The organism is Mycobacterium gordonae, assembly GCF_001417955.2.
GTDB lineage: Bacteria > Actinomycetota > Actinomycetes > Mycobacteriales > Mycobacteriaceae > Mycobacterium > Mycobacterium gordonae_B.
The window spans coordinates 1-24,413 of record NZ_LKTM01000355.1 but is presented as its reverse complement, the minus strand read 5'-3'; the positions used below and the strand labels follow the sequence as shown (position 1 = coordinate 24,413).

The window sequence follows — 24,413 nt, the reverse complement described above, 5'->3', positions numbered from 1 at the left end:
AGATGCGCGTCAGGAAAGCCTTCGCGGCTGCGTTCTTGCCAATCGGTGTTGCGATCGCCGGAGTGGCACTGTCCGCCGCAATCGCCGACGCCCAACCGCAGCCCGGAGATGGATCTGATGGCCCATTCACCTGGTGCCCGGGTGATCCGCCAGTGGCCACGGGAAACCGTCAGTACAACCCGGTGATTTGGGACGACAACGTCTGCCACCAGTGGTGGTACGTCGACTTCGGCAAGGGCAACGTCGCACAGAACGTCTGGGACGGCCCCAACCCGCCGGCAAGAGAACCCACCCGTGGGTACCAGCCCCCGCCGCCGCTTCCGCCGGGATTGTGCTGGCCAACGGGCGGCAGCTTCATCCCCCTGCCGATCCCTTGCCCGAGCTGACGCCTTGCTGGACAAACCCGCCCGCTCCATCACCCGCCTGCAAGGCGCACCCGGTCGCTCATCGCTGATCAGGAAGTGCCGGGACGCGATCGATCAGCCCGGCGTACTTCTTGCGCGCCGCCTCGCGGCGAATGTCGAGCATCTCGCTGGGCCAGTCGCCTTCTTCGGCCTGGTAGCCCTTGAGCAGCATCCGGGCCAGGTTGACCTTGTGCGCCTCCGTCGGCCCGTCGGCCAGGCCCAGGGCGATGCCGCCGAGCAGCACGTTGACCAGGGGCAGTTGATCACTGAGCCCGAGCGCTCCGTGCACCTGAATGGCGCGCAGCGCAATCGATTTCAGCACCTGGGACGCCAGTATCTTGCAGACGCCGATTTCGGCGCGGGCCGCGCGCTCGTCGCCGTTGTCGATCAGCCAGGCGGCGTGCAGGACGGTGAGCCGGAAGGGGATCAGCTCGGTGTGCGAGTCGGCGATGAACTCCTGCACCAACTGCTTGTCGGCCAGCGAACTGCCTTGCGTGAAGCGGCTTTTCGCCCGACGCGACATCATCTCGATGGCCCGCTGCGCCATGCCGATGGACCGCATGGCGTGGTGCAGGCGCCCGCCGGCCAGTCGCGTCTGCAGGATCAGGAAGCCCTGGCCCGGTTCGCCGAGCAGCGCGTCCGCACCAACCCGGACGTCGTTGTAGCGGACCAGTGAATGGCCGGGTTCGTGCGGGTCGGCTCCGACGAGATGGTGGTTGGCTTCGATGGTGAGACCCGGTGTCCCGGCCGGGATCAGGAACGTGGACGCGCCGTGGTGCACGGGCACTTCCGGGTCGGAGATGGCGACCACGATGAAGAACGAGGCCACTGAGGCGTTGGAGGAGAAGAACTTCTGCCCGGTGATCACCCAGTCGTCCCCGTCGCGCACCGCGCGGGTGGTGAAGACCCGCGGGTCGGCGCCGCCCTGCGGTTCGGTCATCGAGAAGCAGGAGAAGATCTCCCCGGACAGCAGGCCGGCCAGATACCGGTCCTTCTGCTCCCGGGTGCCGAAGCGGGCCAGGATTTCCGCGTTGCCGGTGTCGGGTGCCTGTGTCCCGAAGATGATCGGTGCCCACGGACTGCGGCCCAGAATTTCGTTGATCAGCGTCAGTTTGACCGCACCGAAGCCCTGACCGCCGAGCTCGGGACCCAGATGTGGTGCCCACAAACCCTGATCGCGCACCTGCTGCTTGAGCGGGTCGACGAGGCGGCGGCGCTCGTCGTTCAGCGGCAGGAACTCGCAGCCGGGGAACAGCACCTCGAGCGGTTCCACTTCCTCGCGTACGAAATCGCGCACCCACTCGAGCTTTTTCTCGAATTCCGGCTCGGTAGAGAAGTCCCATGCCATCGATTACTCCTGACCACTAGGGAATGCCGCCGTCGGCCCGCACGATGGAGCCGGTGGTGAAACTGGACGCGTCCGACGCCAGAAACAGTGCGGCGCCGACGATTTCGGCAGGATTGCCGGCGCGCTTGAGCGACAGGTGCCCGAACATGTCGCTGTCGCGTTCCTCGAGGTTCCAGGCCTTGCTGACGTCGGTCAGAAACGGCCCGGCCATCAAAGTATTCACTCGGACGGTAGGGCCGAACGCGCGCGCGAAACCCTCCGTCATCGCGTTGAGTCCGGCCTTGGCCGAGGCGTAGGGAATGATGTCCGGGCTCGGGCGCAGCGAACCCGCCGAGCTGACGTTGATGATCGAGCCGCGGCCCGCGGCCACCATCCGCTCGCCCACCAAAGCCGAAAGCCGAAACGGCCCTTTGAGATTGAGGTTGAATACGGAGTCGTAGAGTTTCTCGCTGACCTCGGACAGCTTGCCGTACAGCGGTGACATGCCGGCATTGTTGATCAGGGTGTCGACCTTGCCGAACGCGTCGTAAGCCGCTTCCACCAGGCCGTCGAGTTGATCCCAACGGCCCACGTGTACCTGGTAGGGCAGGGCGGTGCGGCCGGTCTCCGTCTCGATCTCCTTGGCGACGGTCACGCAGTTGTCCATGTTGCGGCTGGCGATCACCACGTCGGCGCCGCAGCGCGCCACCCCGAACGCCATCTCGCGTCCCAGTCCGCGGCTGCCCCCGGTGATCAGCACCACCTGGTCGGTCAGGTCGAAAAGCTGGTCGGCATAACCCATCTCAGGACCTCGTCAACTCGGCGGCGGTGGCGATCAACTGTGGGATCATCGCCCCGAACGCGTCCTTGATCTTCGGGTCGACTTTGCCGGTGCGCACCCCCGCAGCGTAGGTCTTCTCCAGCACGATGCCCAGCTTCCAGCTCGCCAGCACCAGGTAGTAGTCGATGTTCTCGGTGGACAGTCCGCTGATCGACTCGTAGTGCGACAGCAATTCGCTGCGGCGCGGCATGCCGGTCATGTCGAGGTAGAACCCGCCGGCGCGGGGCTCCTCACCGTCATAGCCCAGCAGCGACCACGCCAGGTCCAGCAGCGGGTCGCCGATCGTGGTCATCTCCCAGTCCACGATCGCCGCCAGCCGGGCCGGCGCCCCGTTCGCGAACATCACGTTCGCGAATTGGTAATCGCCGTGCATGATCCCGGGTGTGTAATGCGTAGGACGGTTGCGGCGCAACCAGTCCGCGGCTTCGTCCAGGCCGGGCAGCTCGCGCACCTTGTAGGAGTCGAGGAAGGCCAGCCAGCGGTCGACCTGCCGCTCGTGGAATCCGTCGGGTCGGCCGAACCCTTCCAGGCCTTGGGCGCGCCAGTCGACCCGGCCCAATTTCGCCGCTCCTTCGACGAGCTGGAATGCGAGCTCGCGACGGGCCGCCAGGTCGGTGTCGAAGGGCGCTTTCCATCCGCCGTCCATCGGGCTCCACCCGTCGATCGCGCGCATCACGTAGAACGGCATGCCCAGCACCGAGCCGGTCTCGTCGGCGGCGATCAACTCCGCATGCGGCACATCGGTGCCGCGCAGCGCCCGCACCAGCCGGATCTCGCGCAGCAAGCCGTCGACGCGCGCGGCGTCGGCGCGCGGGCCGGGCATCCGCAGCACCATCGGCCCCGGTCCTCGCCGCACGAGATAGAGGGTGTTCTGCGAACCGCCGCTGAGTTGTTCGAGGACCGGCTCCTCACCCTGTCCCGGCGCATTCGTCGAGTCCAGCCAACGGCCCAGGACGCGGGCATCCAGTTCGGTCCCGCTCGCGCTTACCATGCGGCACACCCCACTCTCGGAGCGGAGAATAGCATTCTCCATCGGGCCGGCAACGCACCGCGCAGCCGCATGCAAGGCTTGGCACATGCAACTGCTTCTGGTTCGGCATGCGCTGCCGCTGCGCAGCGAACACGGCGAAGGCGCCGATCCCGACCTGTCCGAGACCGGTTTACAGCAGGTCGCGCGGTTGCCGGAAGCGCTTGCCCGGTTTCCCATCTCGCGAGTGGTGAGCAGCCCGCAACGGCGCGCGATCCAGACGGCCGAGCCGCTGGCCCAGGCCCGCGCGCTGACCATCGACATCGAGGATCGACTGGCCGAGTACGACCGAGACCTGACGTCCTACATTCCGATCGAGCAGATCCGTACCGAGTTCCCGGACGAGTGGGCCCGCATGGCCCAGGGGCACCTACCCAGCACCGTGGACGAGGACGCCTTCCGCGCCCGGGTCCGCGGCGCGGTCGACGACCTGGTGGCCGCCGCCGACCCCGACGAGACGATCGCCGCGTTCAGCCACGGCGGGGTGATCAACGTGATCCTGCACGAGATTCTGGGCACGGCCCGGCTGCTGTCGTTCCCCATCGACTACGCCTCGGTGACCCGGCTGTTGTTCTCCCGGACCGGGCAGGCCACGGTGGCGACGGTGAACGCCACCGAGCACGTGTGGGATCTGCTGCCCAGAAACCAAAGGTGGTGAGTCGCGGCCGTCCGGGCTTTGGTAAACAAGTGCGGTGACATCGGTGGACCGACTCAACGGCCTCGAGCTGGCTGCGCTGGACGGGTATTTGCGTTCACTGGACGTTCCGCGCACCGGTGAGTTGCGCGGCGAGTTCATCTCCGGCGGCCGCTCCAACCTGACGTTCCGCGTCTATGACGACGCGACGAGCTGGCTGGTCCGGCGTCCGCCGCTGCACGGCCTGACGCCGTCCGCGCACGACATGGCCCGCGAGTTCAAGGTGGTGGCCGCGCTGCGGGACACGGCGGTGCCGGTAGCGCGCGCGATCGCCCTGTGTAAGGACGACACGGTGCTGGGCGCACCGTTCCAGATCGTCGAATTCGTCGAGGGTCAGGTGGTGCGCCGTCGCTCGCAACTCGAAGCGCTCGGCCGCCGCGCCATCGACGGCTGCGTCGATTCGCTGATCCGGGTTCTCGTCGACCTGCACAGCATCGACCCCGCTTCCGTCGGGCTGGCCGACTTCGGCAAACCCGACGGGTACCTGGAGCGACAGGTGCGCCGGTGGGGTTCGCAGTGGGACCTGGTGCGGTTACCCGAGGACCGCCGCGACGACGATGTCGCACGCCTGCATTCGGCGCTGCAGCAAGCGATTCCGCAGCAGAGCCGGACGTCGATCGTGCACGGCGACTACCGGATCGACAACACCATTCTGGACAACGACGACCCGACGATCGTTCGCGCGGTAGTCGACTGGGAGCTTTCGACTCTGGGTGACCCGATCAGCGACGCGGCGCTCATGTGCGTCTACCGTGACCCGGCGCTGGATCTGATCATCGACACCCCGGCCGCCTGGACGTCGCCGCTACTGCCCTCGGCCGACGAACTGGCCGACCGGTACTCGCTGGTGTCCGGGCAGCCGCTGGGGCAGTGGGAGTTCTACATGGCCCTCGCCTACTTCAAGCTCGCCATCATCGCCGCGGGTATCGACTTCCGCCGCCGCATGTCCGAGCAGGCCGAGGGCCAGGCTTCCGACGACGCGCCCGAGGTGGTGGCGCCGCTGATCTCGCGCGGACTTGCCGAGATCGCGAAGCTGTCCTAGCGCACGGCGGCGGTCAAGTTCTTCTTGGCCGCGCGGCGCAACTGAATGATCCGGGCGGTACCCACCGCCACGGTGATCAGCCCGCCGACGACGGCGGCCAGCAGAATCGCCACACCCAGTGGCAGAGTCCAGTGCCAGCCCAGGAAGGTGAACGCGGTTTGCGCCGTGTTCTGGGCGATGAAGACCAACAGCAGGATCAGGACCAGGAACCCGACGATCAGCGACGACCACAGGGCACCGGCCCTGGTGAACGCGGACGCCTTGTCTTTCGGCAGCGGACGGGACTGCGGCGGCGGCGTCTTGCGGGACGGCGCATGGTCTGGCAGAGGGGCATCCGGCGGAACCGAGCCAGGAGTGGTACTGGTCATACGTTCATCTTTCTCTATCCGGCGCGGAATGAAACCAAATCACAGGAAAACTCCTCACGCGCCGTGGCGGTGCGGGCACGTAGTCTCGGCAGGGTGAAAATGCTGCGGCGCGCAACGACCGCCGTGGCTTTGTGGTTGTTGGTGTACCCGGTGGCCGCCTGCGGCAATCCCGATCCGTTCGGGTCCGGCGCCGGCGGACCGAAATCCATCGTGGTGGGTTCGGGCGACTTCCCGGAATCGCAGATCGTCGCCGAAATCTACGCGCAGGCACTGCATGCCAACGGCTTCGACGTCGGGCGGCGGATGGGCATCGGCAGCCGGGAGACCTACATCCCGGCTCTCAAAGACCACTCCATCGACCTGGTGCCGGAGTACATCGGCAACCTACTGCTCTACTTCGAGCCGGACTCGAAGGCCACGGTCCTCGATGCGGTCGAATTGCAGCTCTACCAACGCCTGCCCGGTGATCTCTCGATTTTGACGCCATCGCCGGCTTCCGACACCGACACTGTGACCGTCACCGCGGCGACCGCCACCAAATGGAATCTCAAGACCATCGCCGACCTGGCAGCCCATTCCGCCGAGGTGCGATTCGCCGCCCCGTCGGCCTTCGCGACCCGCCCGTCGGGGTTGATCGGCCTGAAACAGAAGTACGGACTCGACATCAGTTCCGGCAACTTCATGACGATCAACGACGGAGGCGGCCCGGTGACGGTGCGGGCTCTGGTCGACGGGACAGCCACAGCGGCAAACATTTTCAGCACCTCACCGGCCGTGGTGCAGGACCACCTGGTTGCGCTGGAGGATCCCGAACATAATTTCCTGGCTGGAAACATTGTGCCACTGGTGAACTCGCAGAAGAAGTCGGACCGTCTAAAGGATGTGCTGGATGCGGTCTCGGCCAGGTTGACCACCGGCGGCATCGCCGAACTCAACGCGGCGGTCGCCGGCAACGGTGGTGCCGACCCCGACCAGGCGGCTCGTAAATGGGTGCATGACAACGGTTTCGATCGACCGATCGAGCGCTGACGTGATCACCTTCGACAGCGTCAGCAAGGTGTTCGCCGGGGGCGCAACGGCGGTCGACCGGCTGAGTCTGCAAGTGCCCGAGGGCAAGTTGACCGTGTTCGTTGGATCCTCCGGATGCGGTAAGACCACCGCCTTGCGCATGATCAACCGGATGGTGGACCCCACCTCGGGAACCGTCACCGTCGACGGCCGGGACGTGTCGACGGTTGATCCGGTGCGACTGCGTCGCGGCATCGGCTATGTCATCCAGAGCGCGGGTCTGATGCCCCACCAACGGGTTATCGACAACGTCGCGACGGTGCCGGTGCTGCGGGGTCAGTCCAGACGCACCGCTCGCGCCGCCGCCTATGAGGTTCTGGAACGCGTCGGGCTGAATCCGAAACTCGCCTCGCGCTATCCCGCGCAACTTTCCGGTGGCGAGCAGCAGCGCGTGGGAGTGGCGCGGGCGCTGGCCGCCGACCCGCCAATCCTGTTGATGGACGAGGCTTTCTCCGCCGTCGACCCGGTGGTCCGGCACACATTGCAGAACGAAATACTGCGTCTGCAAAGCGAATTGCGCAAAACAATCGTCTTCGTCACGCACGACATCGACGAGGCGCTGCGGCTCGCCGACCGTGTCGCCGTGTTCGGATCGGGCGGTGTCCTGCAGCAGTACGACGAGCCGGCGCAGCTGCTCGCGCGTCCGGCCAATGATTTCGTGGCCAAGTTCATCGGCCTGGGCCGTGGCTACCGCTGGCTTCAGTTGATCGATGCGGCCGGCCTGCCGATGCACGAGATCGCCACGATCCCGGCTGACGACCTGGCGGGTGCCGCATCGCCGGACGGCTGGGCGTTGGTCGTCGATGCTGACGGCGCACCGCAGGGCTGGATCGATGCCGACGGACTGGGCCGGCACCGCGGCGGTCAGCCCCTGGCTGAAGCCATGACAGCGGTGGGCTCGGTCTTCCACATCGACGGCAACCTCAGTCAGGCGCTGGACGCGGCGCTGTCTTCGCCGTCGTCGGTGGGTGTCGCCGTGGACCGGGCCGAAAAGGTGATCGGTGGCGTACTGGCCACCGACGTGCTGGCGGCTGCGCAGGTCCGGCGGCGAGCCTGATGCACTACCTGTTGACGCATCTGGGCACCGCGTGGGCGCTGACCGTCATTCATCTGCGCCTGTCGCTGATACCGGTGGCGATCGGGCTGGCCATCGCGGTGCCGCTCGGACTGCTGGTTCAGCGGGCTCCACTGCTGCGCCGGTTGACGACGGTGTCGGCCAGCGTGATCTTCACCATCCCGTCGCTGGCGCTGTTCGTCGTGCTGCCGCTGATCATCGGGACCCGGATCCTCGACGAGGCCAACGTGATCGTCGCGCTCAGCGCCTACACCACCGCCCTGATGGTGCGCGCGGTCCTCGAAGCTCTGGACGCGGTTCCGGCGCAACTGCGCGACGCGGCCATCGCCATCGGCTACGGCCCGCTGGCCCGGATGCTGAAAGTTGAACTGCCACTGTCGATCCCGGTGTTAGTGGCCGGGCTGCGGGTGGTGGTGGTCACCAACATCGCGATGGTCTCGGTCGGTTCGGTGATCGGGATCGGTGGCCTCGGCAGCTGGTTCACCGCGGGATTCCAGATGAACAAGAGCGAGCAGATCGTCGCCGGGATCATCGCGATGTTCACGCTGGCCGTCGTCATCGACACGCTGATCAGCGTGGCCGGCCGCCTGATCACGCCCTGGGAGCGTGGCCGCCGCATCAGGTCCCCGATCGTGGGGGGCGCCCGGTGAACTTCATCGCGCAGGCGCTGTCCTTCCTGACCACCGCGGGCAACTGGACCGGTCCGGCCGGCCTGGCGGCGCGCACCTGCGAACACCTGGAATACACCGCGCTCGCCGTGCTGGCATCGGCCGCCGTCGCCATCCCGCTCGGTCTGGTCATCGGGCACACCGGCCGTGGCCAACTGTTGGTGGTAGGCGCCGTCAATGGCCTGCGTGCGCTGCCGACACTGGGCGTGCTGCTGTTGGGGGTGCTGCTGTACGGGCTGGGTCTGGGGCCGCCGATCGTGGCGCTGATGCTGCTCGGCATCCCGTCCGTGCTGGCTGGCACGTACGCGGGGATCGCCGGTGTGGACCCGTTGGTGGTCGACGCGGCGCGTGCCGTGGGCATGTCCGAACGGCAGGTGCTGTTTCGTGCCGAGGTGCCCAACGCGCTGCCGCTGATACTGGGCGGCCTACGGAGTGCGACCCTGCAGGTGGTGGCGACCGCGACGGTGGCCGCCTACGCGAGTCTGGGCGGACTGGGTCGCTATCTGATCGACGGAATCAAGGAGCGGCAGTTTCACATCGCCTTGGTCGGGGCGCTCCTGGTGGCGGTCTTGGCTCTGATCCTCGACGGCCTTATGGCGGCGGCGGTGTGGGCTTCGGCGCCAGGCAGTGGACGGCTGAGCAGGCCCGATCGTGGTTGTGATGCGGTAGTTGGGGACAAACACGCCGCGGTTGACCAAGACGTCCTACGGTAGATACGTGACCGCAGCCCCTTATGATTCGACTGCAAGCGTCTGGCCACAGATGCTGACCTGGCGCGCACAGGACATTTCGCGCATGGAATCGGTACGAATTCAGTTGTCAGGCAAGCGAATCAAGGCCAACGGCCGCATCGTGGCCGCGGCCACCGCAACCAACCCCGCCTTCGGCGCCTTCTACGAACTGCAGACGGACGAGAAGGGTGCCACCAAGCGGTTCGGGCTGACCGTCTCGCTTGCCGAGCGGGAACGCCAGCTCGCGATCGCCCGTGACGAAGAGAACATGTGGTTGATCACGGACCACCAGGGAGAGCGACGCTCGGCATACAACGGCGCCCTGGACGTCGACCTGGTGTTCAGCCCGTTCTTCAACGCACTTCCGATTCGGCGGCTGGGCATCCACGAGCGGGCCGATTCGGTCGTGCTGCCGATGGTCTATGTGAACGTGCCGGAGATGACGGTCGACGCCGCCACCGTGAGCTACACCAGCGAGGGCCGGTTGGACGCGATCAAGCTGCGGTCGCCGGTGGCAGACACGACCGTCGTCGTGGACGCCGACGGCTTCATCGTCGACTATCCAGGGTTGGCAGAGCGGATCTGATCACCCCGCCGGCCCGGCCGGCCGCGGCCAGCTGCTGGCGCCATCCGTCCGCGCCGACGACGACGGTGACGATGTCGGAGCGGGGGAAACTCTCGTACCGCGTGCGTGCCGCGTGACCCGCGTCGACCAGCTCGGCGACCGAGCCGTTGTGCGCCAGCGACTCGCGGGCGCGGCCCAGCAATTCGATGATGCGGTCGGTGGCCGGCGTCAGCTGGCTGGTGTTGGCCTCGCACATGGCGCGCACCAGGTCCGGTGCGGTGCCCGCGACCCGGGTGGCGTCCCGGAACGAGCCGGCGGCCAGGGCGAAGGCCAAAGGGACCTCCGCGGCGGTGATCGCCAGCGCCTCGGCCAGCAGGTGCGGCAGGTGCGAGATCGCCGCGGCGGCGGCGTCGTGCTCGTCGGATTTGGCGGGCACCACCACCGCGCCGCAGTCCAGGGCCAGCTCCGTCACCATCGACCACACCTGAGGGTCGACGTGGTCGTCCACGCTGACCACCCAGGGTGCCCGGTTGAACAAGCCGCCGTGACCGGCCGTCCAGCCCGAATGCGCGGTGCCCGTCATCGGATGTCCGCCGACGAAGCGCGGCAGCAGGCCCGCCGCGATGACCTCGTCGAGCACCGCCTGCTTGACGCTGGTGACGTCGGTCAGTGGGCAGTCGGGGGCCGACTCGCCGATGTGCGCCAGCATGTAAGGCAGGGCCGGCATGGGCACGGCCAGCACGATCAGGGCGTCGCGCGCCGCGGCCCGGGCCAGGGTCTCGCTGAGGTCGGTGGAAGCGTCGAACCCGTCGGACCGGGCGCCGCGAACGCCCTCGACCGAACGGTTGTAGCCGAATACTTCACGGCCCGCCCCGCTGGCGGCCCGCATGATCGAACCACCGATCAGACCCAGCCCCAGAACGCACACCGGTGTCTTCCCCACAGTGACAAGGTTGGCACAGTTCGGTCCGTAGCGGCCTGCTTGGGATGGCTTCATCTGGCCACCGGCCAGGTCAGGGACTAGCGTAGGCGGCCATGGGAGCACAACGGGCTTCAGCAGCAGGCCCGTCTACGGACACCCCCGATGGCTTCGGCGTCGCGGTCGTGCGCGAAGAGGGCAAGTGGCGCTGCGCGCCGCTGGGCCCCAAAGCGCTGACCAGTTTGTCGGCCGCCGAGACCGAACTGCGGGAGCTGCGAAGTTCCGGCGCCGTATTCGGGTTGCTGGACGTCGACGATGAATTCTTTGTCATCGTGCGTCCGGCGCCGTCCGGAACCCGGTTGCTGCTCTCCGACGCCACCGCCGCGCTGGATTACGACATCGCCGCCGAAGTGCTGGACAGCCTGGATGCTGAAATCGATCCCGACGACCTCGAGGACGCCGAACCGTTCGAGGAAGGCGACCTGGGGTTGCTGTCGGACATCGGGCTGCCCGAGGCGGTGCTGGGCGTCATCCTCGACGAGAGTGACCTGTATGCAGACGAGCAACTCGGCCGGATTGCGCGAGAGATGGGCTTCGCCGAGCAGTTGTCGGCGGTGATCGACCGTCTCGGTCGGTGATCTCTTCCGACGAAGAGCTCATTCGCGCCGCGCTGGCGGTGGCCCGGAGGGCCGGACCTCGCGATGTGCCGATCGGCGCCGTCGTCGTCGGATCCGACGGGGCCTTGTTGGCTCAGGCGGTCAATGCCCGTGAAGCCGACGGCGATCCCACCGCTCACGCCGAGATTTTGGCGCTGCGGGCGGCCGCGCGCGAGTTGGGCGACGGGTGGCGGCTGGAAGGCGCGACGCTGGCGGTCACCGTCGAACCCTGCACCATGTGCGCCGGCGCGCTGGTGCTGGCGCGGGTGGCGCGGCTGGTGTTCGGGGCGTGGGAGCCCAAGACCGGGGCGGTCGGCTCGCTGTGGGATGTGGTGCGGGATCGCCGGCTGAATCATCGACCCGAAGTTCGCGGTGGTGTACTGGCCGCGGAGTGCGCCGCGCCGCTCGAAGAGTTCTTCGCCCGGCAGCGATTGGGGTGAGCGGCGGGTGGTTCGGTAAGCTGCTCGGCGGTGGCGTGTCCGAGCGGCCTAAGGAGCACGCCTCGAAAGCGTGTGACGGCTAAAACCGTCCGAGGGTTCAAATCCCTCCGCCACCGCCATGTCTCCCAGTGCATCCGCGCTGGTAGACGCTATTAACCGGCGTCTTCCCGTAGCGTCTGGACGCGCTTTGGACCCCGTTTGGACACACTCTTCCGGTGAGCCGCGTCCAGAGCGTTCCCCACCTTGTCCAGATCGGTGTCGAACAGGTCGGCATAGGTGCGCAGCGTCACCTGCGGGTTTTCGTGTCCCAGCATGCGGCTGACCGCCAGCACATTGGCCCCGGCACTGATCGCCAGGCTGGCCGCAGTGTGCCTGCAATCGTGCGGTGTAATCGCCTGGATCTTCGCCCGCTTCACCGCGCCAGCGAACCATCCGCCGCTCGACTTGGGCCGGGGAAGGTACTTCGCGCCGTCACCGAAAATCAGGTCGTCGGGCCCGCGGCCGTGAACCTGCTTCTTGACTTCCGCCATCACGAACTTCGGGACCGGCACCTCGCGCGGCTCATCATCCTTCGGATCGCCTAGCGCGTGATCAACCCCGAGCTGGACCGCATTGTCGATCACAAGAAGCCGCCGGCGAACCTCGTCGATGTGTCGAACGCGGAGCGCCACCGCTTCGCCCCATCGAATGCCGGTGTAGGCAAGCACCAGCACAAGGGCGCGATGCTCGCCCGCTTCGTCCGCCAAACGAGCTACCGCATCGTGATCGAGGTAGACGTGTTTCCGCTTCGGCTTGGTCGGCTTCTCCCGCCGCTTCGGATCCAACCCCCGGGCAGGATTCTTCGAGATCCGCCCGTCTGCGATCGCATCGTCCAAGATCCCCGCCAGAACCCCGAGCGCCCGCAGCACCGTCGTCGCCGAGCACCCGGCACCAGTCATTGCTGCAGTCCAGCTTTTCACCGCCGTGGCTGACACCTTGTTGACCGGAACGCCGCCCCACACCGGTTGAACGTGGACACGCCAAGCGCTTTCCAACATCCGGCTGTGACTCGGCTCCGTCGTTGCTTTCTTCCGCTCAAGCCACCCGGCGGACAGATCACCCACCCTGGCCCTACCCTTCGACGGTTGAACGAAATCACCGACGTCGATGGATACCTTGTTCCGGGCTTCCCAGCTCTCTGCCGACGCCTTGGTCGCGAAACCCCTTTTGCGACTTGTGATTCCGTTGGGCTGCCGATACCGGACCTCCCACCGCTCACCCGACGCTGTCTTGTACCGCCTAACCGTCGCCATCGCGTCCTCGTCCGCCGGGGCGCCGCTGCATCTCTTCAAAGGTCGTGTTGTAGACCTGCCTCACCCGCCAGATTGGCCAAGCATCGTGTATGAACACCACCCACTGATCTCCTTCCGACACTTCACTTTCGCGATCTGCCAGTGGCCTTGCGGCTGTGAGCCAATCCCAAACCTCATCCGCAGTGCGGGGTGCCGACGCCGTGACCTCCACCTCTAAATTCTCGTCCGTCACCGCTGGCATCAGAAGCGTCGCTGGTGAAACATTAAGTGCCGCAGCGAGAGCCAGCAGATCATCGACGTCGACCCGCCGCTCCCCCTCCTCGATCCGTCGGACAGCTAAGGGCGGTATTTCACGACCGTGCCCGCTCAGTAGCTTCGACAACGCGCTGTAGTTCAGACCGCGACTTCCCCGGATGCGGGTCACGTTCTTCGCCACCGCACTGCCGGTAGCCCCAAGTTCTATTTTCCTGCCCGCCACGAGTCCGTTCTACCTGCAAAAGATGGAGATGCACAAGCATCTCTTGCAATCCGAGAGACGGGATGATATCTGTTGAAGGTATACCTCCAATAAATAGAGGTAAAGCTAAGAAGAATGGAGATCGAGATGGACGACGTATCTGCCTGTCGGGCCGATGCGGCCGCCAGTGTCGCCCAAACCGGGGTTACGCCGCGCGTCCTGCTGCCAGAAGTATCGACGGGGAAGCAGCTCGCTGCATTCCTCCAGACCACCGAAGCAGCTCTGGCTCAGGACCGGTACCTCAACCGAGGTGTTCCGTACGTGAAAGTTGGTGCCCGCGTTAGGTATTTGAGGTCCGATGTCCTGAACTACCTGTCCGCCAATAGGTCTGGTGGCGCAGCGTAATGCAACACCACCAAACAACAGCGGCCCTCGTGAACCCGGGTGTTCCAGCACCTGGCGAGGACCGCTGCGAAAACCGGTCCGACAACGAACAGGAGATCCACACCATCATGACACAACCAATCGGCATAGAGCAGAAGCCGTTCGTGGACGACCGCTACGAGCGTTTCCGCCAAGCAGTCGAGATACTGGCAGAAGACGAGAACGTGGCCGGGGCCGAGCTGCCGTTCAACGGCGAGGGACTCCGCGCCTTGGCGGCCGACCTGATCGACGCGCGTGCACTCGACGGACTCACCGAGTCCGACGCCAACTGGCTAGGCATGCTCATCGCCTTCGACTTCTGTCGGGGGCTCCCGAGATTCGGTTGGCGCATCAACGACATGTTTAGTCAGAAGCCAACTTTCACTCCCAGCGGCGGCTACGACAACGAGATGGCCGTGGTGTACGCCTACGTCAAGGCCTTCCGAGCCATCCTCGAACCATTCGCCGTGGACATCGATGAGGCCAACGAGACGTTCGGGGGGTCTCGGTGACTAGACCCATCAGCGAGTGCAGCACCTGCCAAGACAATGGGCTCCTGATCTGCACATGCCACTTCTACCGGGACTGGCCGGCCGATGGCCCGGCGATCAGGCCATGGATGGGCCGCAACGCCACCTTGTTCGCCTTCGGGCACCGCAGCGGACGCACCGACTGCGCACGCCGACTGTGGAAGCACCTCGACCCCGAAGGCCGCCAACTTGCCCCCGCAATCGCCAATGAGGGGAGCAGATGACTCGCGATCAAGTTGCACGTGGGAAGGAGGTCGCCCAGAAGTGGGCGGCCTCCGCCCACGCCCGACTCCTCGACGACATCGAGGCTTGGTTCAAACGCTTCATCGCCGTACCAGACGACCGGGATCTGCGCCTCCTGACCTTGTGGACGGTCTCCACCTACCTGGCCGTCGAACTCTATACATCACCACGGTTGCTGATCGACTCCACCATGCCCGGCTCCGGCAAGACCACCGTGTTGGACCACCTGTCGCGGTTGGCGTGGAAGCCTGTCCAGGCGGCCTCCCTGTCCTCCCCCGCCCTGCTGGTGCGCATGCTCGAACACGGTGTGCGCACGGTGCTGATCGACGAGGTGGACCGCTCCCTCAGCCCCAACAAGCCCGGTGTCGAAGACTTGATCGGCATCCTCAATTCCGGGTACCGCCGGGGTGCCACCCGCCCGGTCCTGGTGCCCGTGAAGGGTGGGGGTTGGGAGGTCCGGGAGATGCCGACCTTCGCCCCGGTCGCGATGGCCGGCAACTCCCCCCGACTGCCCGAGGACACCATGTCCCGGGCGATCCGCATTCTGCTGATGCCTGATCTCGACGGCGCCATCGAGGACTCCGACTGGGAGGTCATCGAGCCTGAAGTCGAAGCCCTACGCACCAGGATCGAGGAGTTCGCCGACGCCGTGCGCGACACCGTCGCCGGGCTGGACGTCGATTTGCCCAAGGCATGCATCGGCCGCGCCAAAGAGAAGTGGCGGCCACTCAAAAGGGTTGCTGTGATCGCCGCCGGCGACTGGCCCTGGCTGGCCGATGAACTGATCGCCCGCAGCCTCAACGAGGACTCCGACGAACGCGAAGCTGGCCTCCGCACCCTGCCCCCCGGCATGGTCTTGCTGACCGACCTGCACAGCATCTGGCCCGAAGGTCAGGACTTCGTGCCCACCAAGGAATTGGTGTCGAAACTGATCCTGTCCAACCCCGAGTATTGGGGCGTCGGAAGCGCCTACGGCAAACCCCTTACCGACCACAGGCTTGGCCGGATGGTCGCCCAGGCATCCAAGATTACCTCCGTCAGACCCGGCGGACGCGGCCCGCGTGGCTACCACAAAACAGAATTCCTCCGGGTTTGGCACCGGCTCGGCATAGGCCGGAATGAAACCGGTGCATCCGGTTATACCGGTGCAACCGGTGCAGACGATAACCAGTTGCACCGGTTTAACCACTTGCACCGGATTGAATCCGACCCCCTGCCATCCGGTGCACAAACCGGTGCAAACCCGGATAACGACTGTTCAGAGCCGCGACACCCGCAATCCGAACCGGTGCAATCCGAACAAACCGGTGCAGCACCATCACCGGCCTCCATGCCCCCACGGTTGCGCACCATCACCAACCCGGCGCAGCCGCACCAACCGGAGCGGCGACGGGAACGCACCCGCGGCAAACACCGGCCATCGCTATGCCCCGACTGCCAGCGCGCACCCGCACGCACCGAGACCGGCTGCTGCGACTTCTGCCTAGCAAAGCACCAAGCCAAGACAGCGACACCTCTATGAGCAAGCGACGCATCATCTTCCCGCCCCAATTCTGGGACCGACCCGATGAACCTGAACTGAATCCATGCGTGGCAGATCTGCCACCTATGGATTCAAGGACCACCACCGTCAAACCCGAACAGGAGCCCACCACCATGCCCGACGAACACGCCTTCATCGCCTCCCCGACCCGCGAGCTCAACCTTCCCGTCGACACCTTCCCCATCACCGCCACCGGCGAGCCCGCCTTCTTCCTCACCCCCAACGGACACGGCAAGCTCATCCCGCAACTCGCCCTGCATACCGAAGAACTCGGCTGGTACCGCATCACGTTTGCTGCCGACACCTTCAAGGCCTTGCTCGCCCAAGCTGCCGGCCTGGCCAACATGACCCCCGAGCAAGCCCAATCCATCGCTGACCAACTACACAGTGACGACGCATCATGACCCTGCGTCCCTGCGTCGTCTGCGGCGAGCCAAGCAACAAGGCACGGTGCCCCGAGCACCGACCGAAGGACCGCAAGCCACCCCGTCAGCAACGTGGATACGACGCCCAATGGCAACAGCTGTCTCGACGTGCCAGACGCTTGCAACCCTTCTGCGCCGACTGCGGAGCCACCGAAGACTTGCAGGCCGACCACTCACCGGAAGCGTGGGCACGTAAAGCCGCCGGCCTCCCCATCCGACTCCAGGACGTCGATGTTTGCTGTGGTCCCTGCAACCGCGACCGCGGAAAGGCCAGGGGAGACGCCCCCAGCCATCCCCGCCAGCACCCTCCGGTCAAGGCAGAGTTCGGGTTACACACCACGGTGGTGGTCAGGTGAAGGCTGGCCCGAAGGGCACGGTGTTTGCTGAGCCCCTGTCATTTGCCCGGTGGTCGGGTTCCCGGGCGCAACGCCGGGAACGGTTCATCGGTGAGTACCTGCTGACTCCGAAGGGTGTAGGCGCGAAGGAGCCCTTTACCTTGCGGCCGTTTCAGCGGGAGATCGTCCGGGGTTCGTTCGCGCCCGGTATCCGAACCGCTCTGGTTTCGATCCCGAGGGGTAACGGCAAGTCCGCGTTAGCGGCCGCGCTGGGCCTGGCTGAGTTGTTCGTTGGCCCGGATTCCGCCGAGGTACTTGTCGTGGCGTCGGATCAACGGCAGGCCATGATCGTGATGCGGATGGCCCGGCGGATGGTCGAGCTGAATCCGGTGCTCGAAGAGCGGGTCCAGGTATACGCCGACCGGCTCTACCTTCCGGAGAACGACGCAACGTTGTTGCCGCTGCCCGCTGAGCCTGGTGCGCTGCACGGACATGACCCGTCGTTGCTGATCGTCGACGAGTTGCACGTGGTGACCGAGGAGGTGTGGGAGGCCGTCACGTCGGTGACTGGCAAGCGCCCGGAGTCGTTGACGTTGGCGATCTCTACGCCGGCCGCGAGTCCGGATTCGGTGATGTGGCGGTTGGTGGAGCACGGCCGTCGTGGAGATGATCCTGCGTTCTACCTCAAGGAGTTCTGCGCCCCGGAGGGGTGCGCTACGACCGACCGCAAGGCGCAGTTGATCGCGAACCCGGCGATGGCCTGCCGTCGGCCGTTCCTATCGGTGGACGGACTGGAGGCCGCTCGGCGGACGCTGCGCGAACCAGTATTCCGGCAACTGCGGCTCGGCCAATGGGTGACCGGTGTGGAGTCCTGGCTGCCGTGGGGGTTGTGGGAAACCTGCGAAGTCTGCCGTTCTGTGCGCCGCGGTGAGCGCGTGGTCTTGGCGTTCGACGGGTCCGCTTCCGGTGACTCGACCGCGCTGGTGGGCTGCACACTCGACGGACACCTATGGGTTGAAGGGCTCTGGGAGAACCCCGGCGATCCGCGCTGGCGCGTCCCGCGCGACACCGTCGGCCACGCGATCGATTCTGCCTTCGCCAAGTACGACGTCGCCGAGCTGGCGTGCGACCCGTGGGGGTGGCGCTCGGAGATCGAGTCGTGGGCGCAGCGCCACGGCGAGAAGCGAGTTGTCGAGTGGAATACCGCGCACGCCCAACGGATGGCCCCTGCCACCGACCGCCTCTATCAAGCTGTGGTTGACCGCACCGTTTCCCACGACGGTGACAAACGCCTGGCTGCGCACGTCGCGCACTGCGTGGCCAAGACAACTCCGATGGGGGATCTCGTCTCGAAAGACAAGCGGGGCTCTCCCCGCAAGATCGATGCCGCCGTAGCCGCGATCGTGGCCTACGACCGTGCCGCCTGGCACTTGACCCGGAACCGTAAGAAGACAAGGAGTTTCGCATGACCGACAACCCGCTACTGACCACCCTGATGCAGCGTCTCGACGAGCCTGCTGCCCGCTACCACGAATTGCAGCAGTACTACCGGGGGGAGCAGCCCCTGGCATTCCTGTCCCCGGAGGCGAAGGTTGCTCTTGGGCAACGCTTTGGGCGTATGGCGTCGAACATTCCGCGGCTCGCGGTGACCGCGTTGGCCGAACGGTTACGGATCACCGGATTCACCGGGGACGCCGCCGACTTATGGCCAGAGTGGATCCGCAACGACCTCGACCAGCTCTCCGGAGTGGCCCACCGCGAAGCCCTGCTGCTCGGCGACTCCTACGTGATCGTCTGGGCCGACAAACTCGGCCGCCCGAAAGTCACCATCGAATCCGCGAAACAAGTTGTAGCCCAGCACGACCCGGGAACCCGGCAGATCGTCGCTGCGGCCAAGCGGTGGGAGACAAAGACCACCACCGAAGTGATGCTGTACGAGCCGGACCAGATCAGCCACTACCGGGCCAACGCGACCGGAGCCACCACCGTGGGCTACAACCTAGTGGGGACGCTGGCCAATCCACTCGGTCAAGTGCCGGTCGTCTGCCTGCGCAACGCCGACTTGATCCTCGGAGATCGCGGCTGCTCGGAGATCGACGACTTGAAGCCGTTGGTGGACGCCCTGAACAAGCTGCTGGTCGACCTGATGACCACCTCAGAGTTCACCGGCCGGCCACGCCGCTGGGCCACCGGCATCGAACTGACCGAGGAACCCGTCCTCGACGACGACGGCAACCCGGTCCTCGACGACGACGGGGAGCCGGTGATGACTGAGGTGAATCCCATTCCCGAGGGAAGCCGGGCGATGATCAGCGAGAACGACCAGGCCAACTTCGGGCAGCTCGACGCCGCCACGCTCACCGGCTACGAGAACGCGGTCAACATCCTGCTCGGTCAAATCATGGCTGTCAGCACGCTGCCCGCCCACTACGTCGGAGTCTTCACCGACAACCCTGCCTCCGCCGATGCATTGCGGGCCGCGGAAGCCAGCCTGACCGCCCGCGCGGAAGCCCGCCAAGCCACCTTCGGGCGCGCCTGGGAACAGGTCGCGAAACTGATGCTGGCGGTCCGAGATGGTCGTGACCCGCTACAGATCGAGGCCCGCGTCCAATGGGCCGACGCCGCAACACGATCCGTCGCCCAAGAAGCCGACGCCGTGGTCAAGCTCTTCCAGGCCAACCTACTGCCCGCCTCCTACGCGCTGGCCAAGCTCGGCTACTCCGACGACGACATCGCCCAAATCCGCGTCGCCCGCCGCGCCGAAGCACTCGACAGCGCCGGAATCAATCTGCTCACACCGCCACCCGCCACGGCAGTGATAGCGCAGCCAAGGCCAGCGGCATGACCAGCGTAGAGAAATTCCAGGCCAGCACCGACACGCTGGCCGCCGCGACCCAGGCGCAAGCACTGGCGGTCTACACCGCATACCAGACCGGCCGCCTCACCCGCGACCAAGCGGTGTCGCTGGTCGCCGCGGTAGTCAACCAATTCAACGCGGCCGCAGTCTCGCTGGCCGATGCCGCACTGTCTGCACAAATCGAGCAGGCCACGGGAATCCCCACCCCGCCAACAGGTATCGCCCCGACCGACTCCACCGCCCGCTTAGAGAAGGCAGTGAACACCATACTCACCCAAGACCAGCCGATACCGGCGGAGAAAATCGACCTGACACGCCAATTAGAAGATCGCGCCAGCCAACCTCATACGAAAGAGCAGCCAGTCGAAAGCCATCGGGTCGAACAATCCTCAGAGCCGTTGCCAGAGCAAAAAGCTGATGAGCTGCAGGAACCCCCGCAGCCTGACACCCAAATGCGAATCGAGCGACTCGCCCGCTCCGAACCCCTCGAAACCGCCCAAAGCGCCACCATCGAAGCCATGCAACACCAACCCCTCATCGAGGGCTGGACCAGGCAGATGGATGCCGACCCCTGCCAACTCTGCCGCTGGTGGTGGCGCGAGGGCCGAATCTGGCCCAAGGAACACCCGTTCCAAAGCCACAAGGGCTGCAACTGCCAACCGAAAGTTGTTCTCGCAGAAAAGATCGAATCAACCATGTACACAAGGAGTTTGCAACGTGACCGAGCAGCAGCAAGAAACGACGCCTGACGTCCAAACCGAGGACTGGGAACCTACCCAGGCCGACTACGACGCCGCCGCGGCAGAGATCGAATCCGAAACTGGTCACGGCGGTGCACAATCCGACGAGCAGGAACCGGACCACTTCCCGCGGTCCTATGTCGAGGAACTACGTCAGGAGAACGGCAAGTACCGGCAGAGGGCCCAGGCCGGCGAAGCCTACGCACAACGGCTGCACACCGAGCTGGTCCGCGCCACCGGCCGCCTGGCTGACCCGACCGACCTTCCGTACGACGTCGAACACCTTGAAGACGCCGCGAAGCTGTCCAACGCGTTGGATGATCTGCTAACCCGGAAACCCCATTTGGCGAACCGTAGACCGTTCGGCGACATCGGGCAGGGCGCTGTGTCGGGGGGAGGGGCTAACGTCGACCTCGCCGCACTCCTGCGGCAACAAGCCCAGTAAATGAGGGGGAAAGAAATGGCGTCAGCAGACGTACAGGACGAGATTGCAACGGCCTTGTTCAGGGCCATCGGAGAGCGGCTGACAGTTCTCGACGATGTGAAGGGCTCAAAGGCGGACTACCTACTCAAACTGGCCCGTGCCCACGCACTGGTTGCCGGCACTCTCCATTCTCTCGGTGATGCTTAAACGCGGTTCGAGGCTATAAACTGGTGGGGTCGGTCCTGGTGGCCGGCCCCATCATTGTCCTGGTGACACGGGTTCCCTGAATCCAATTCTTCTGTCACGTAAGGACTCTCATGGTTGAATCTGCCGCGGCCAACCCTCAGTTGCTGGCCGATCAAGTTTCCTCGCTGCTGGTGCAGCCCCTCGAAGCCGCGTCTGTTGTGTTGTCTTCCGGGGTTCGAATCTTCGACACCGCCGGGGTGCTGCGCATCCCGAAGCTCACCAAGTCGTCCACCGTCGGTTTCGTCGGCGAGAACGAGTTGATCCCTTCTGACCACCAAAACAATTGGTCAGAGGTGGTATTGATGCCGACCGAGCGCAAGAGCATCAAGGTCATCGAACGCTACAGCCGGGAGCTGGCCCGGCAAGCCGTCATCGGCATCGACGCCACCCTCAAGAACCGCCTCGTCAAGGTCGTCTCCGACAAGCTCGACACCGCCCTTCTCGCGGGCAAGGGCCAGGCCACCAACGAGATCCAGGTCATCACCGTCACCGTGGGCAGCGGCAACTTCACCGTCGGCTTCCGCGGCGCCACCGCCGACGTCGCCTACAACGCTGCCGCTTCGGCGCTACAGACCGCGCTGCAAGGGCTGTCCACCATCGGCTCCGGCAACGCCACCGTGGCCGGATCCAACGGCGGCCCGTACACCGTCACCTTCGCCGGCGCTCTGGCCTCCACCGCCGTCGACCAGCTCGACGCCATCGGAGCCACAGTGTCCACGACAACCGAAGGCGAAGCCGCCTACGGCATCAAGGGCCTGATCAACCAGTCCGGAGTCCAGACCGCGGAACTCGACGTCACCAACGCCGACAGCCTCTTGGACGCCATCGCCAAGGCATCCGCTGCGGAGGTCGTACCCAACCGGTGGTTCGTCAACGGCACCGACTTCATCGCGCTGCGCAAGCTGAAAGAGGCCACCGACTCCAAGAAGTACCTGCTGGAATCCGACGTCACCTCCGGGCCGACGTACCGGCTATTCGGCATCCCAGTCACGGTGACCAACAAGCTGAAGGTCGGCAAGGCAGTCCTGGCCGACACCAGCCAAATCGCCATCGCCCGCGATCTGGCCCCGTCGGTGACCATCCTCAGTGAGCGGTATGCCGACTATGACCAGATCGGCATCCGCGTGGTCACTCGCTACGACCTCGGCTTGCTGCACCCCGAGGCCGTCATTGTCCTGACCGACGCCTAATGACCAGCCCGGAGGTAGACGCCCTACTCGCGGGTGGAACCGAGGCCATCGTCCCGATCATCACGACGATGGCCAAGGCTTACACCCGCGGGAGGGGCTTCGACGGCAACCAGCCCAACGCGGAGATCGCCGCAGTCATCACCACCGCCTCCGCCCGCTTGGCCACTAACCCCGGCCAGCTGAGCCACACCGACACCGCCGGCCCCTTCGGCCAGACCGTCAACGGTGGATTCAGCGGCTGGACGCTGGCCGAGCAGTTCGTCCTCAACCGGTACCGGGCACGGGCGATGTAGACCCGGCGGCCGGGACAGGGCGTCAAACCGACTTGGTTCCTTTCCCGGCAAGAACCGCCACGATGGGCTTGTAGCTGGGCCCTAGCGGGTATCTGCGCCCATCTCGGCCGCCGCCCCCCACAAATGGACACCGTTTGGACACAAAATACCCGAACCTAGACTTAACTGAACTGAACCGCACTGATGTTTTTCAGCAGCTCAAAGCTCTATCAGGGCATTGACCTGGTAGCTGAATAGGGTTCAAATCCCTCCGCCACCGCCAAGACATCGGAATAGTCCGAACCCTCGTTTAGGGTTCGGGCTTTTTCTTTGGGCGGCCGGTGGGGGTGCCGCGGGGTTGGTAGTCCCTGGTGGGGTCGAGGGTTAGCTGGCGGAGGAGTATCGGGTCGGGCTGGTGCGCGGCCGGCGCGAGCACGGCTGGAAAGTGGCCTCCCCTTCGAGTCGATAGCGGGCGACCAGCTTCGAGATCCACCCCTGAGACACCCCGTACTCGCGGGCCACCTCCGATTGGCTACGACCCTCAACAACGACGGCAGTGATGACCAGGAGGGCTTTCGACACCCGCTGACGCTGAACGGATCAACCTATTCCGATGTCGTGAGACACGCTATTCCTATGTCCTGAAACCACACACCTCCGCCACCGCCACAGCCATCTGGCTGCAAGCCGACCCCGGTGTCTAACCCCGGTCAGCCGGCGTTGGTGGTCGAACCGCACCTAAACTCCGCAACCTGCGAACCGCACGCCGAACGATCAGCGACCCTTGAGACGAATTCGTCGCACCCGAGACGATTTATCGTATTTAGCTACTACTTCATCTTGGAATCAATCGAATCATCTCGGCCAAGACATTAATTACTTACAGGATCCTTTGGTAGATAAGCGTTGTTCCGCGCTTTCAGTAAGACACTGGTCGCTCATCTGAGACAGCAGGGGTGTAGCCGCGCTACACCAATGTCTAGCAGGCAAAACGATTGTTTGTGATTTATGTCGCAAATAGAAACCGATGAGTATCGTGCGCCTCGAGGCCCATTTGCCGCCGAGGCCTTCATATTTAACCGCGATTAAGGGGTGCTGCCGTGTCTTTTGTCTTTGCTTCTGCGGATTATCTTGGCGCTGCTGCTGGGGATTTGGCCGCGCTCGGCGCGGATCTGAGGCAGGCCAACCTGGCGGCGCTCGGAGCGACGGCTGAGTTGATGCCGGCGGCTGCTGATGAGGTCTCGGCGGCGATCGCGGAACTGTTTGGTGCTCTAGGCCGGGAGTACCAGCTGGTGGGTACGCGGGTGGCTCTCTTTCATGACGATTTCGTGCGGACGCTGGGCGCGAGTGCGGGCGGTTATGGGCTGGCCGAGGCGGCCAACGTGGGGCCGTTGCAGGCGGTGGAGCAGCAGGTGTTGGGGGTGATCAATGCTCCGACGATGGCATTCCTGGGTCGGCCGTTGGTCGGCAACGGCGTGGATGGGGCGGCGGGCACGGGGCAGGCTGGTGGTGCCGGTGGGTTGTTGTGGGGTAACGGCGGCAACGGCGGATCTGGAGCCGTCGGTCTGAACGGTGGCGCCGGTGGGGCTGCCGGTTTGATTGGTAATGGCG

The 24,413-nt window shown here is 65.3% G+C and carries 29 protein-coding genes and 1 tRNA gene; 22 read left to right on the top strand and 8 right to left on the bottom strand.

The annotated features are described in order from the left end of the window. Positions 1-2 precede the first annotated feature (2 nt). Positions 3-386: a hypothetical protein gene (locus AO501_RS27890; RefSeq protein WP_055580811.1), complete on the top strand. Its 384-nt coding sequence runs from the start codon at positions 3-5 to the stop codon at positions 384-386. A gap of 58 nt (positions 387-444) precedes the next feature. Here the strand turns inward: AO501_RS27890 and AO501_RS27885 are convergent, their stop codons facing one another. Genes AO501_RS27885 through AO501_RS27875 form a run of 3 tightly spaced genes read right to left on the bottom strand, consistent with a single transcriptional unit; the run spans position 445 to position 3,563 of the window. After that, positions 445-1,752, bottom strand: coding sequence for an acyl-CoA dehydrogenase family protein (locus AO501_RS27885; RefSeq protein ID WP_055580810.1), 1,308 nt, complete (start codon positions 1,750-1,752; stop codon positions 445-447). Between the two features lie 16 nt (positions 1,753-1,768). After that, complete coding sequence (locus AO501_RS27880; protein ID WP_055580809.1) at positions 1,769-2,533, bottom strand: SDR family NAD(P)-dependent oxidoreductase; 765 nt, start codon at positions 2,531-2,533, stop codon at positions 1,769-1,771. Position 2,534: 1 nt separating this feature from the next. After that, positions 2,535-3,563 carry a phosphotransferase family protein gene (locus AO501_RS27875; protein WP_055580808.1) on the bottom strand — a complete coding sequence of 343 codons (1,029 nt, stop codon included), beginning with the start codon at positions 3,561-3,563 and terminating at the stop codon, positions 2,535-2,537. Between the two features lie 85 nt (positions 3,564-3,648). On the opposite strand from AO501_RS27875, the gene AO501_RS27870 reads away from it, so the two are divergent. Together AO501_RS27870 and AO501_RS27865 are read left to right on the top strand one after the other, a co-directional pair. Then, positions 3,649-4,257, top strand: coding sequence for a histidine phosphatase family protein (locus tag AO501_RS27870; protein WP_055580807.1), 609 nt, complete (start codon positions 3,649-3,651; stop codon positions 4,255-4,257). 34 nt (positions 4,258-4,291) lie between these two features. Then, the gene (locus AO501_RS27865) at positions 4,292-5,335 is read left to right on the top strand and encodes a phosphotransferase family protein (protein ID WP_055580806.1); all 1,044 of its coding nucleotides are present in this window, start codon (positions 4,292-4,294) and stop codon (positions 5,333-5,335) included. Here the strand turns inward: AO501_RS27865 and AO501_RS27860 are convergent. Beyond that, positions 5,332-5,703, bottom strand: coding sequence for a LapA family protein (locus AO501_RS27860; RefSeq protein ID WP_055580805.1), 372 nt, complete (start codon positions 5,701-5,703; stop codon positions 5,332-5,334). The genes AO501_RS27865 and AO501_RS27860 overlap by 4 nt on opposite strands. A 99-nt stretch (positions 5,704-5,802) precedes the next feature. Here AO501_RS27860 and AO501_RS27855 point away from each other — a divergent pair, with 99 nt between their 5' ends. The 5 genes from AO501_RS27855 to AO501_RS27835 are packed head-to-tail and all read left to right on the top strand — an operon-like array spanning position 5,803 to position 9,831. After that, the gene (locus AO501_RS27855; protein WP_055580804.1) at positions 5,803-6,732 is read left to right on the top strand and encodes an ABC transporter substrate-binding protein; all 930 of its coding nucleotides are present in this window, start codon (positions 5,803-5,805) and stop codon (positions 6,730-6,732) included. Between the two features lies 1 nt (position 6,733). Continuing rightward, a complete protein-coding gene (locus tag AO501_RS27850) occupies positions 6,734-7,828 on the top strand; it encodes an ABC transporter ATP-binding protein (RefSeq protein ID WP_055580803.1) in 1,095 nt (364 codons plus the stop codon). Then, positions 7,828-8,496, top strand: coding sequence for an ABC transporter permease (locus AO501_RS27845; RefSeq protein ID WP_055580802.1), 669 nt, complete (start codon positions 7,828-7,830; stop codon positions 8,494-8,496). Before AO501_RS27850 ends, AO501_RS27845 begins: the two co-directional genes overlap by 1 nt. Continuing rightward, positions 8,493-9,227 (top strand): ABC transporter permease, encoded by a 735-nt coding sequence (locus AO501_RS27840; RefSeq protein ID WP_055580801.1) that lies wholly within the window; start codon positions 8,493-8,495, stop codon positions 9,225-9,227. Before AO501_RS27845 ends, AO501_RS27840 begins: the two co-directional genes overlap by 4 nt. 4 nt (positions 9,228-9,231) lie before the next feature. After that, positions 9,232-9,831, top strand: a complete 600-nt coding sequence (locus tag AO501_RS27835; protein WP_055580800.1) for a putative glycolipid-binding domain-containing protein — start codon at positions 9,232-9,234, stop codon at positions 9,829-9,831. Here AO501_RS27835 and AO501_RS27830 read toward each other — a convergent pair. Next, the gene (locus AO501_RS27830; protein WP_055580799.1) at positions 9,794-10,738 is read right to left on the bottom strand and encodes a prephenate dehydrogenase; all 945 of its coding nucleotides are present in this window, start codon (positions 10,736-10,738) and stop codon (positions 9,794-9,796) included. The genes AO501_RS27835 and AO501_RS27830 overlap by 38 nt on opposite strands. A gap of 107 nt (positions 10,739-10,845) precedes the next feature. Between AO501_RS27830 and AO501_RS27825 the strand changes: the two genes are divergently transcribed. The 3 genes from AO501_RS27825 to AO501_RS27815 all read left to right on the top strand — a co-directional run bounded on the left by AO501_RS27825 (position 10,846) and on the right by AO501_RS27815 (position 11,944). Beyond that, positions 10,846-11,367 carry a tRNA adenosine deaminase-associated protein gene (locus tag AO501_RS27825; RefSeq protein WP_055580798.1) on the top strand — a complete coding sequence of 174 codons (522 nt, stop codon included), beginning with the start codon at positions 10,846-10,848 and terminating at the stop codon, positions 11,365-11,367. Further along, positions 11,367-11,825 carry a nucleoside deaminase gene (locus AO501_RS27820; RefSeq protein ID WP_055580818.1) on the top strand — a complete coding sequence of 153 codons (459 nt, stop codon included), beginning with the start codon at positions 11,367-11,369 and terminating at the stop codon, positions 11,823-11,825. The genes AO501_RS27825 and AO501_RS27820 overlap by 1 nt, the downstream gene beginning before the upstream one ends. 29 nt (positions 11,826-11,854) lie before the next feature. Continuing rightward, positions 11,855-11,944 (top strand) — tRNA-Ser (locus AO501_RS27815). Between the two features lie 33 nt (positions 11,945-11,977). On the opposite strand, the gene AO501_RS27810 is transcribed toward AO501_RS27815, so the two are convergent. Both AO501_RS27810 and AO501_RS36375 read right to left on the bottom strand, forming a co-directional pair. Next, a complete protein-coding gene (locus tag AO501_RS27810) occupies positions 11,978-12,928 on the bottom strand; it encodes a tyrosine-type recombinase/integrase (RefSeq protein ID WP_231752625.1) in 951 nt (316 codons plus the stop codon). A gap of 175 nt (positions 12,929-13,103) precedes the next feature. Next, complete coding sequence (locus AO501_RS36375) at positions 13,104-13,553, bottom strand: helix-turn-helix domain-containing protein (protein WP_197419962.1); 450 nt, start codon at positions 13,551-13,553, stop codon at positions 13,104-13,106. Positions 13,554-14,086: 533 nt separating this feature from the next. Between AO501_RS36375 and AO501_RS27800 the strand changes: the two genes are divergently transcribed. From AO501_RS27800 to AO501_RS27755, 10 genes are all read left to right on the top strand, one after another. Further along, positions 14,087-14,509 (top strand): hypothetical protein, encoded by a 423-nt coding sequence (locus AO501_RS27800; RefSeq protein WP_156452822.1) that lies wholly within the window; start codon positions 14,087-14,089, stop codon positions 14,507-14,509. Further along, the gene (locus tag AO501_RS37470) at positions 14,506-14,751 is read left to right on the top strand and encodes a hypothetical protein (RefSeq protein ID WP_156452821.1); all 246 of its coding nucleotides are present in this window, start codon (positions 14,506-14,508) and stop codon (positions 14,749-14,751) included. Before AO501_RS27800 ends, AO501_RS37470 begins: the two co-directional genes overlap by 4 nt. After that, positions 14,748-16,292: a DUF3631 domain-containing protein gene (locus tag AO501_RS27795; RefSeq protein ID WP_055580796.1), complete on the top strand. Its 1,545-nt coding sequence runs from the start codon at positions 14,748-14,750 to the stop codon at positions 16,290-16,292. Before AO501_RS37470 ends, AO501_RS27795 begins: the two co-directional genes overlap by 4 nt. Before the next feature lie 86 nt (positions 16,293-16,378). Next, positions 16,379-16,717, top strand: a complete 339-nt coding sequence (locus tag AO501_RS27790) for a hypothetical protein (RefSeq protein WP_055580795.1) — start codon at positions 16,379-16,381, stop codon at positions 16,715-16,717. Positions 16,718-17,090: 373 nt separating this feature from the next. Next, positions 17,091-18,542 carry a terminase large subunit domain-containing protein gene (locus tag AO501_RS27785; protein WP_055580794.1) on the top strand — a complete coding sequence of 484 codons (1,452 nt, stop codon included), beginning with the start codon at positions 17,091-17,093 and terminating at the stop codon, positions 18,540-18,542. After that, entirely contained in the window at positions 18,539-19,918 is a 1,380-nt protein-coding gene (locus AO501_RS27780) for a phage portal protein (RefSeq protein ID WP_055580793.1), read from the top strand. Before AO501_RS27785 ends, AO501_RS27780 begins: the two co-directional genes overlap by 4 nt. Beyond that, complete coding sequence (locus tag AO501_RS27775; RefSeq protein WP_055580792.1) at positions 19,915-20,679, top strand: hypothetical protein; 765 nt, start codon at positions 19,915-19,917, stop codon at positions 20,677-20,679. The genes AO501_RS27780 and AO501_RS27775 overlap by 4 nt, the downstream gene beginning before the upstream one ends. Next, a complete protein-coding gene (locus AO501_RS27770) occupies positions 20,648-21,115 on the top strand; it encodes a hypothetical protein (protein WP_055580791.1) in 468 nt (155 codons plus the stop codon). The genes AO501_RS27775 and AO501_RS27770 overlap by 32 nt, the downstream gene beginning before the upstream one ends. Positions 21,116-21,411: 296 nt before the next feature. Beyond that, positions 21,412-22,530, top strand: coding sequence for a phage major capsid protein (locus AO501_RS27760; RefSeq protein ID WP_055580789.1), 1,119 nt, complete (start codon positions 21,412-21,414; stop codon positions 22,528-22,530). Continuing rightward, entirely contained in the window at positions 22,530-22,823 is a 294-nt protein-coding gene (locus AO501_RS27755) for a hypothetical protein (RefSeq protein ID WP_055580788.1), read from the top strand. Before AO501_RS27760 ends, AO501_RS27755 begins: the two co-directional genes overlap by 1 nt. A 363-nt stretch (positions 22,824-23,186) precedes the next feature. Here AO501_RS27755 and AO501_RS27750 read toward each other — a convergent pair whose 3' ends face one another. Further along, on the bottom strand, positions 23,187-23,384 hold the full coding sequence (locus AO501_RS27750; RefSeq protein WP_055580787.1) for a helix-turn-helix domain-containing protein: 198 nt from the start codon (positions 23,382-23,384) through the stop codon (positions 23,187-23,189). 518 nt (positions 23,385-23,902) lie between these two features. Between AO501_RS27750 and AO501_RS27745 the strand changes: the two genes are divergently transcribed. Next, on the top strand, positions 23,903-24,413 hold a 511-nt coding region (locus AO501_RS27745), incomplete at its 3' end, for a PE family protein (protein ID WP_156452820.1).

What these genes read in the sequence shown, in the direction of transcription:
- AO501_RS27755 (WP_055580788.1), top strand. Translation starts at nt 22,530, where the DNA reads ATGACCAGCCCGGAGGTAGACGCCCTACTCGCGGGTGGAACCGAGGCC.
- AO501_RS27885 (WP_055580810.1), bottom strand. Translation starts at nt 1,752, where the DNA reads ATGGCATGGGACTTCTCTACCGAGCCGGAATTCGAGAAAAAGCTCGAG.
- AO501_RS27890 (WP_055580811.1), top strand. Translation starts at nt 3, where the DNA reads ATGCGCGTCAGGAAAGCCTTCGCGGCTGCGTTCTTGCCAATCGGTGTT.
- AO501_RS27795 (WP_055580796.1), top strand. Translation starts at nt 14,748, where the DNA reads ATGACTCGCGATCAAGTTGCACGTGGGAAGGAGGTCGCCCAGAAGTGG.
- AO501_RS27760 (WP_055580789.1), top strand. Translation starts at nt 21,412, where the DNA reads ATGGTTGAATCTGCCGCGGCCAACCCTCAGTTGCTGGCCGATCAAGTT.
- AO501_RS27775 (WP_055580792.1), top strand. Translation starts at nt 19,915, where the DNA reads ATGACCAGCGTAGAGAAATTCCAGGCCAGCACCGACACGCTGGCCGCC.
- AO501_RS27800 (WP_156452822.1), top strand. Translation starts at nt 14,087, where the DNA reads ATGACACAACCAATCGGCATAGAGCAGAAGCCGTTCGTGGACGACCGC.
- AO501_RS27855 (WP_055580804.1), top strand. Translation starts at nt 5,803, where the DNA reads ATGCTGCGGCGCGCAACGACCGCCGTGGCTTTGTGGTTGTTGGTGTAC.
- AO501_RS27870 (WP_055580807.1), top strand. Translation starts at nt 3,649, where the DNA reads ATGCAACTGCTTCTGGTTCGGCATGCGCTGCCGCTGCGCAGCGAACAC.
- AO501_RS27875 (WP_055580808.1), bottom strand. Translation starts at nt 3,563, where the DNA reads ATGGTAAGCGCGAGCGGGACCGAACTGGATGCCCGCGTCCTGGGCCGT.
- AO501_RS27860 (WP_055580805.1), bottom strand. Translation starts at nt 5,703, where the DNA reads ATGACCAGTACCACTCCTGGCTCGGTTCCGCCGGATGCCCCTCTGCCA.
- AO501_RS27825 (WP_055580798.1), top strand. Translation starts at nt 10,846, where the DNA reads ATGGGAGCACAACGGGCTTCAGCAGCAGGCCCGTCTACGGACACCCCC.
- AO501_RS27880 (WP_055580809.1), bottom strand. Translation starts at nt 2,533, where the DNA reads ATGGGTTATGCCGACCAGCTTTTCGACCTGACCGACCAGGTGGTGCTG.
- AO501_RS27845 (WP_055580802.1), top strand. Translation starts at nt 7,828, where the DNA reads ATGCACTACCTGTTGACGCATCTGGGCACCGCGTGGGCGCTGACCGTC.
- AO501_RS27790 (WP_055580795.1), top strand. Translation starts at nt 16,379, where the DNA reads ATGGATTCAAGGACCACCACCGTCAAACCCGAACAGGAGCCCACCACC.
- AO501_RS27780 (WP_055580793.1), top strand. Translation starts at nt 18,539, where the DNA reads ATGACCGACAACCCGCTACTGACCACCCTGATGCAGCGTCTCGACGAG.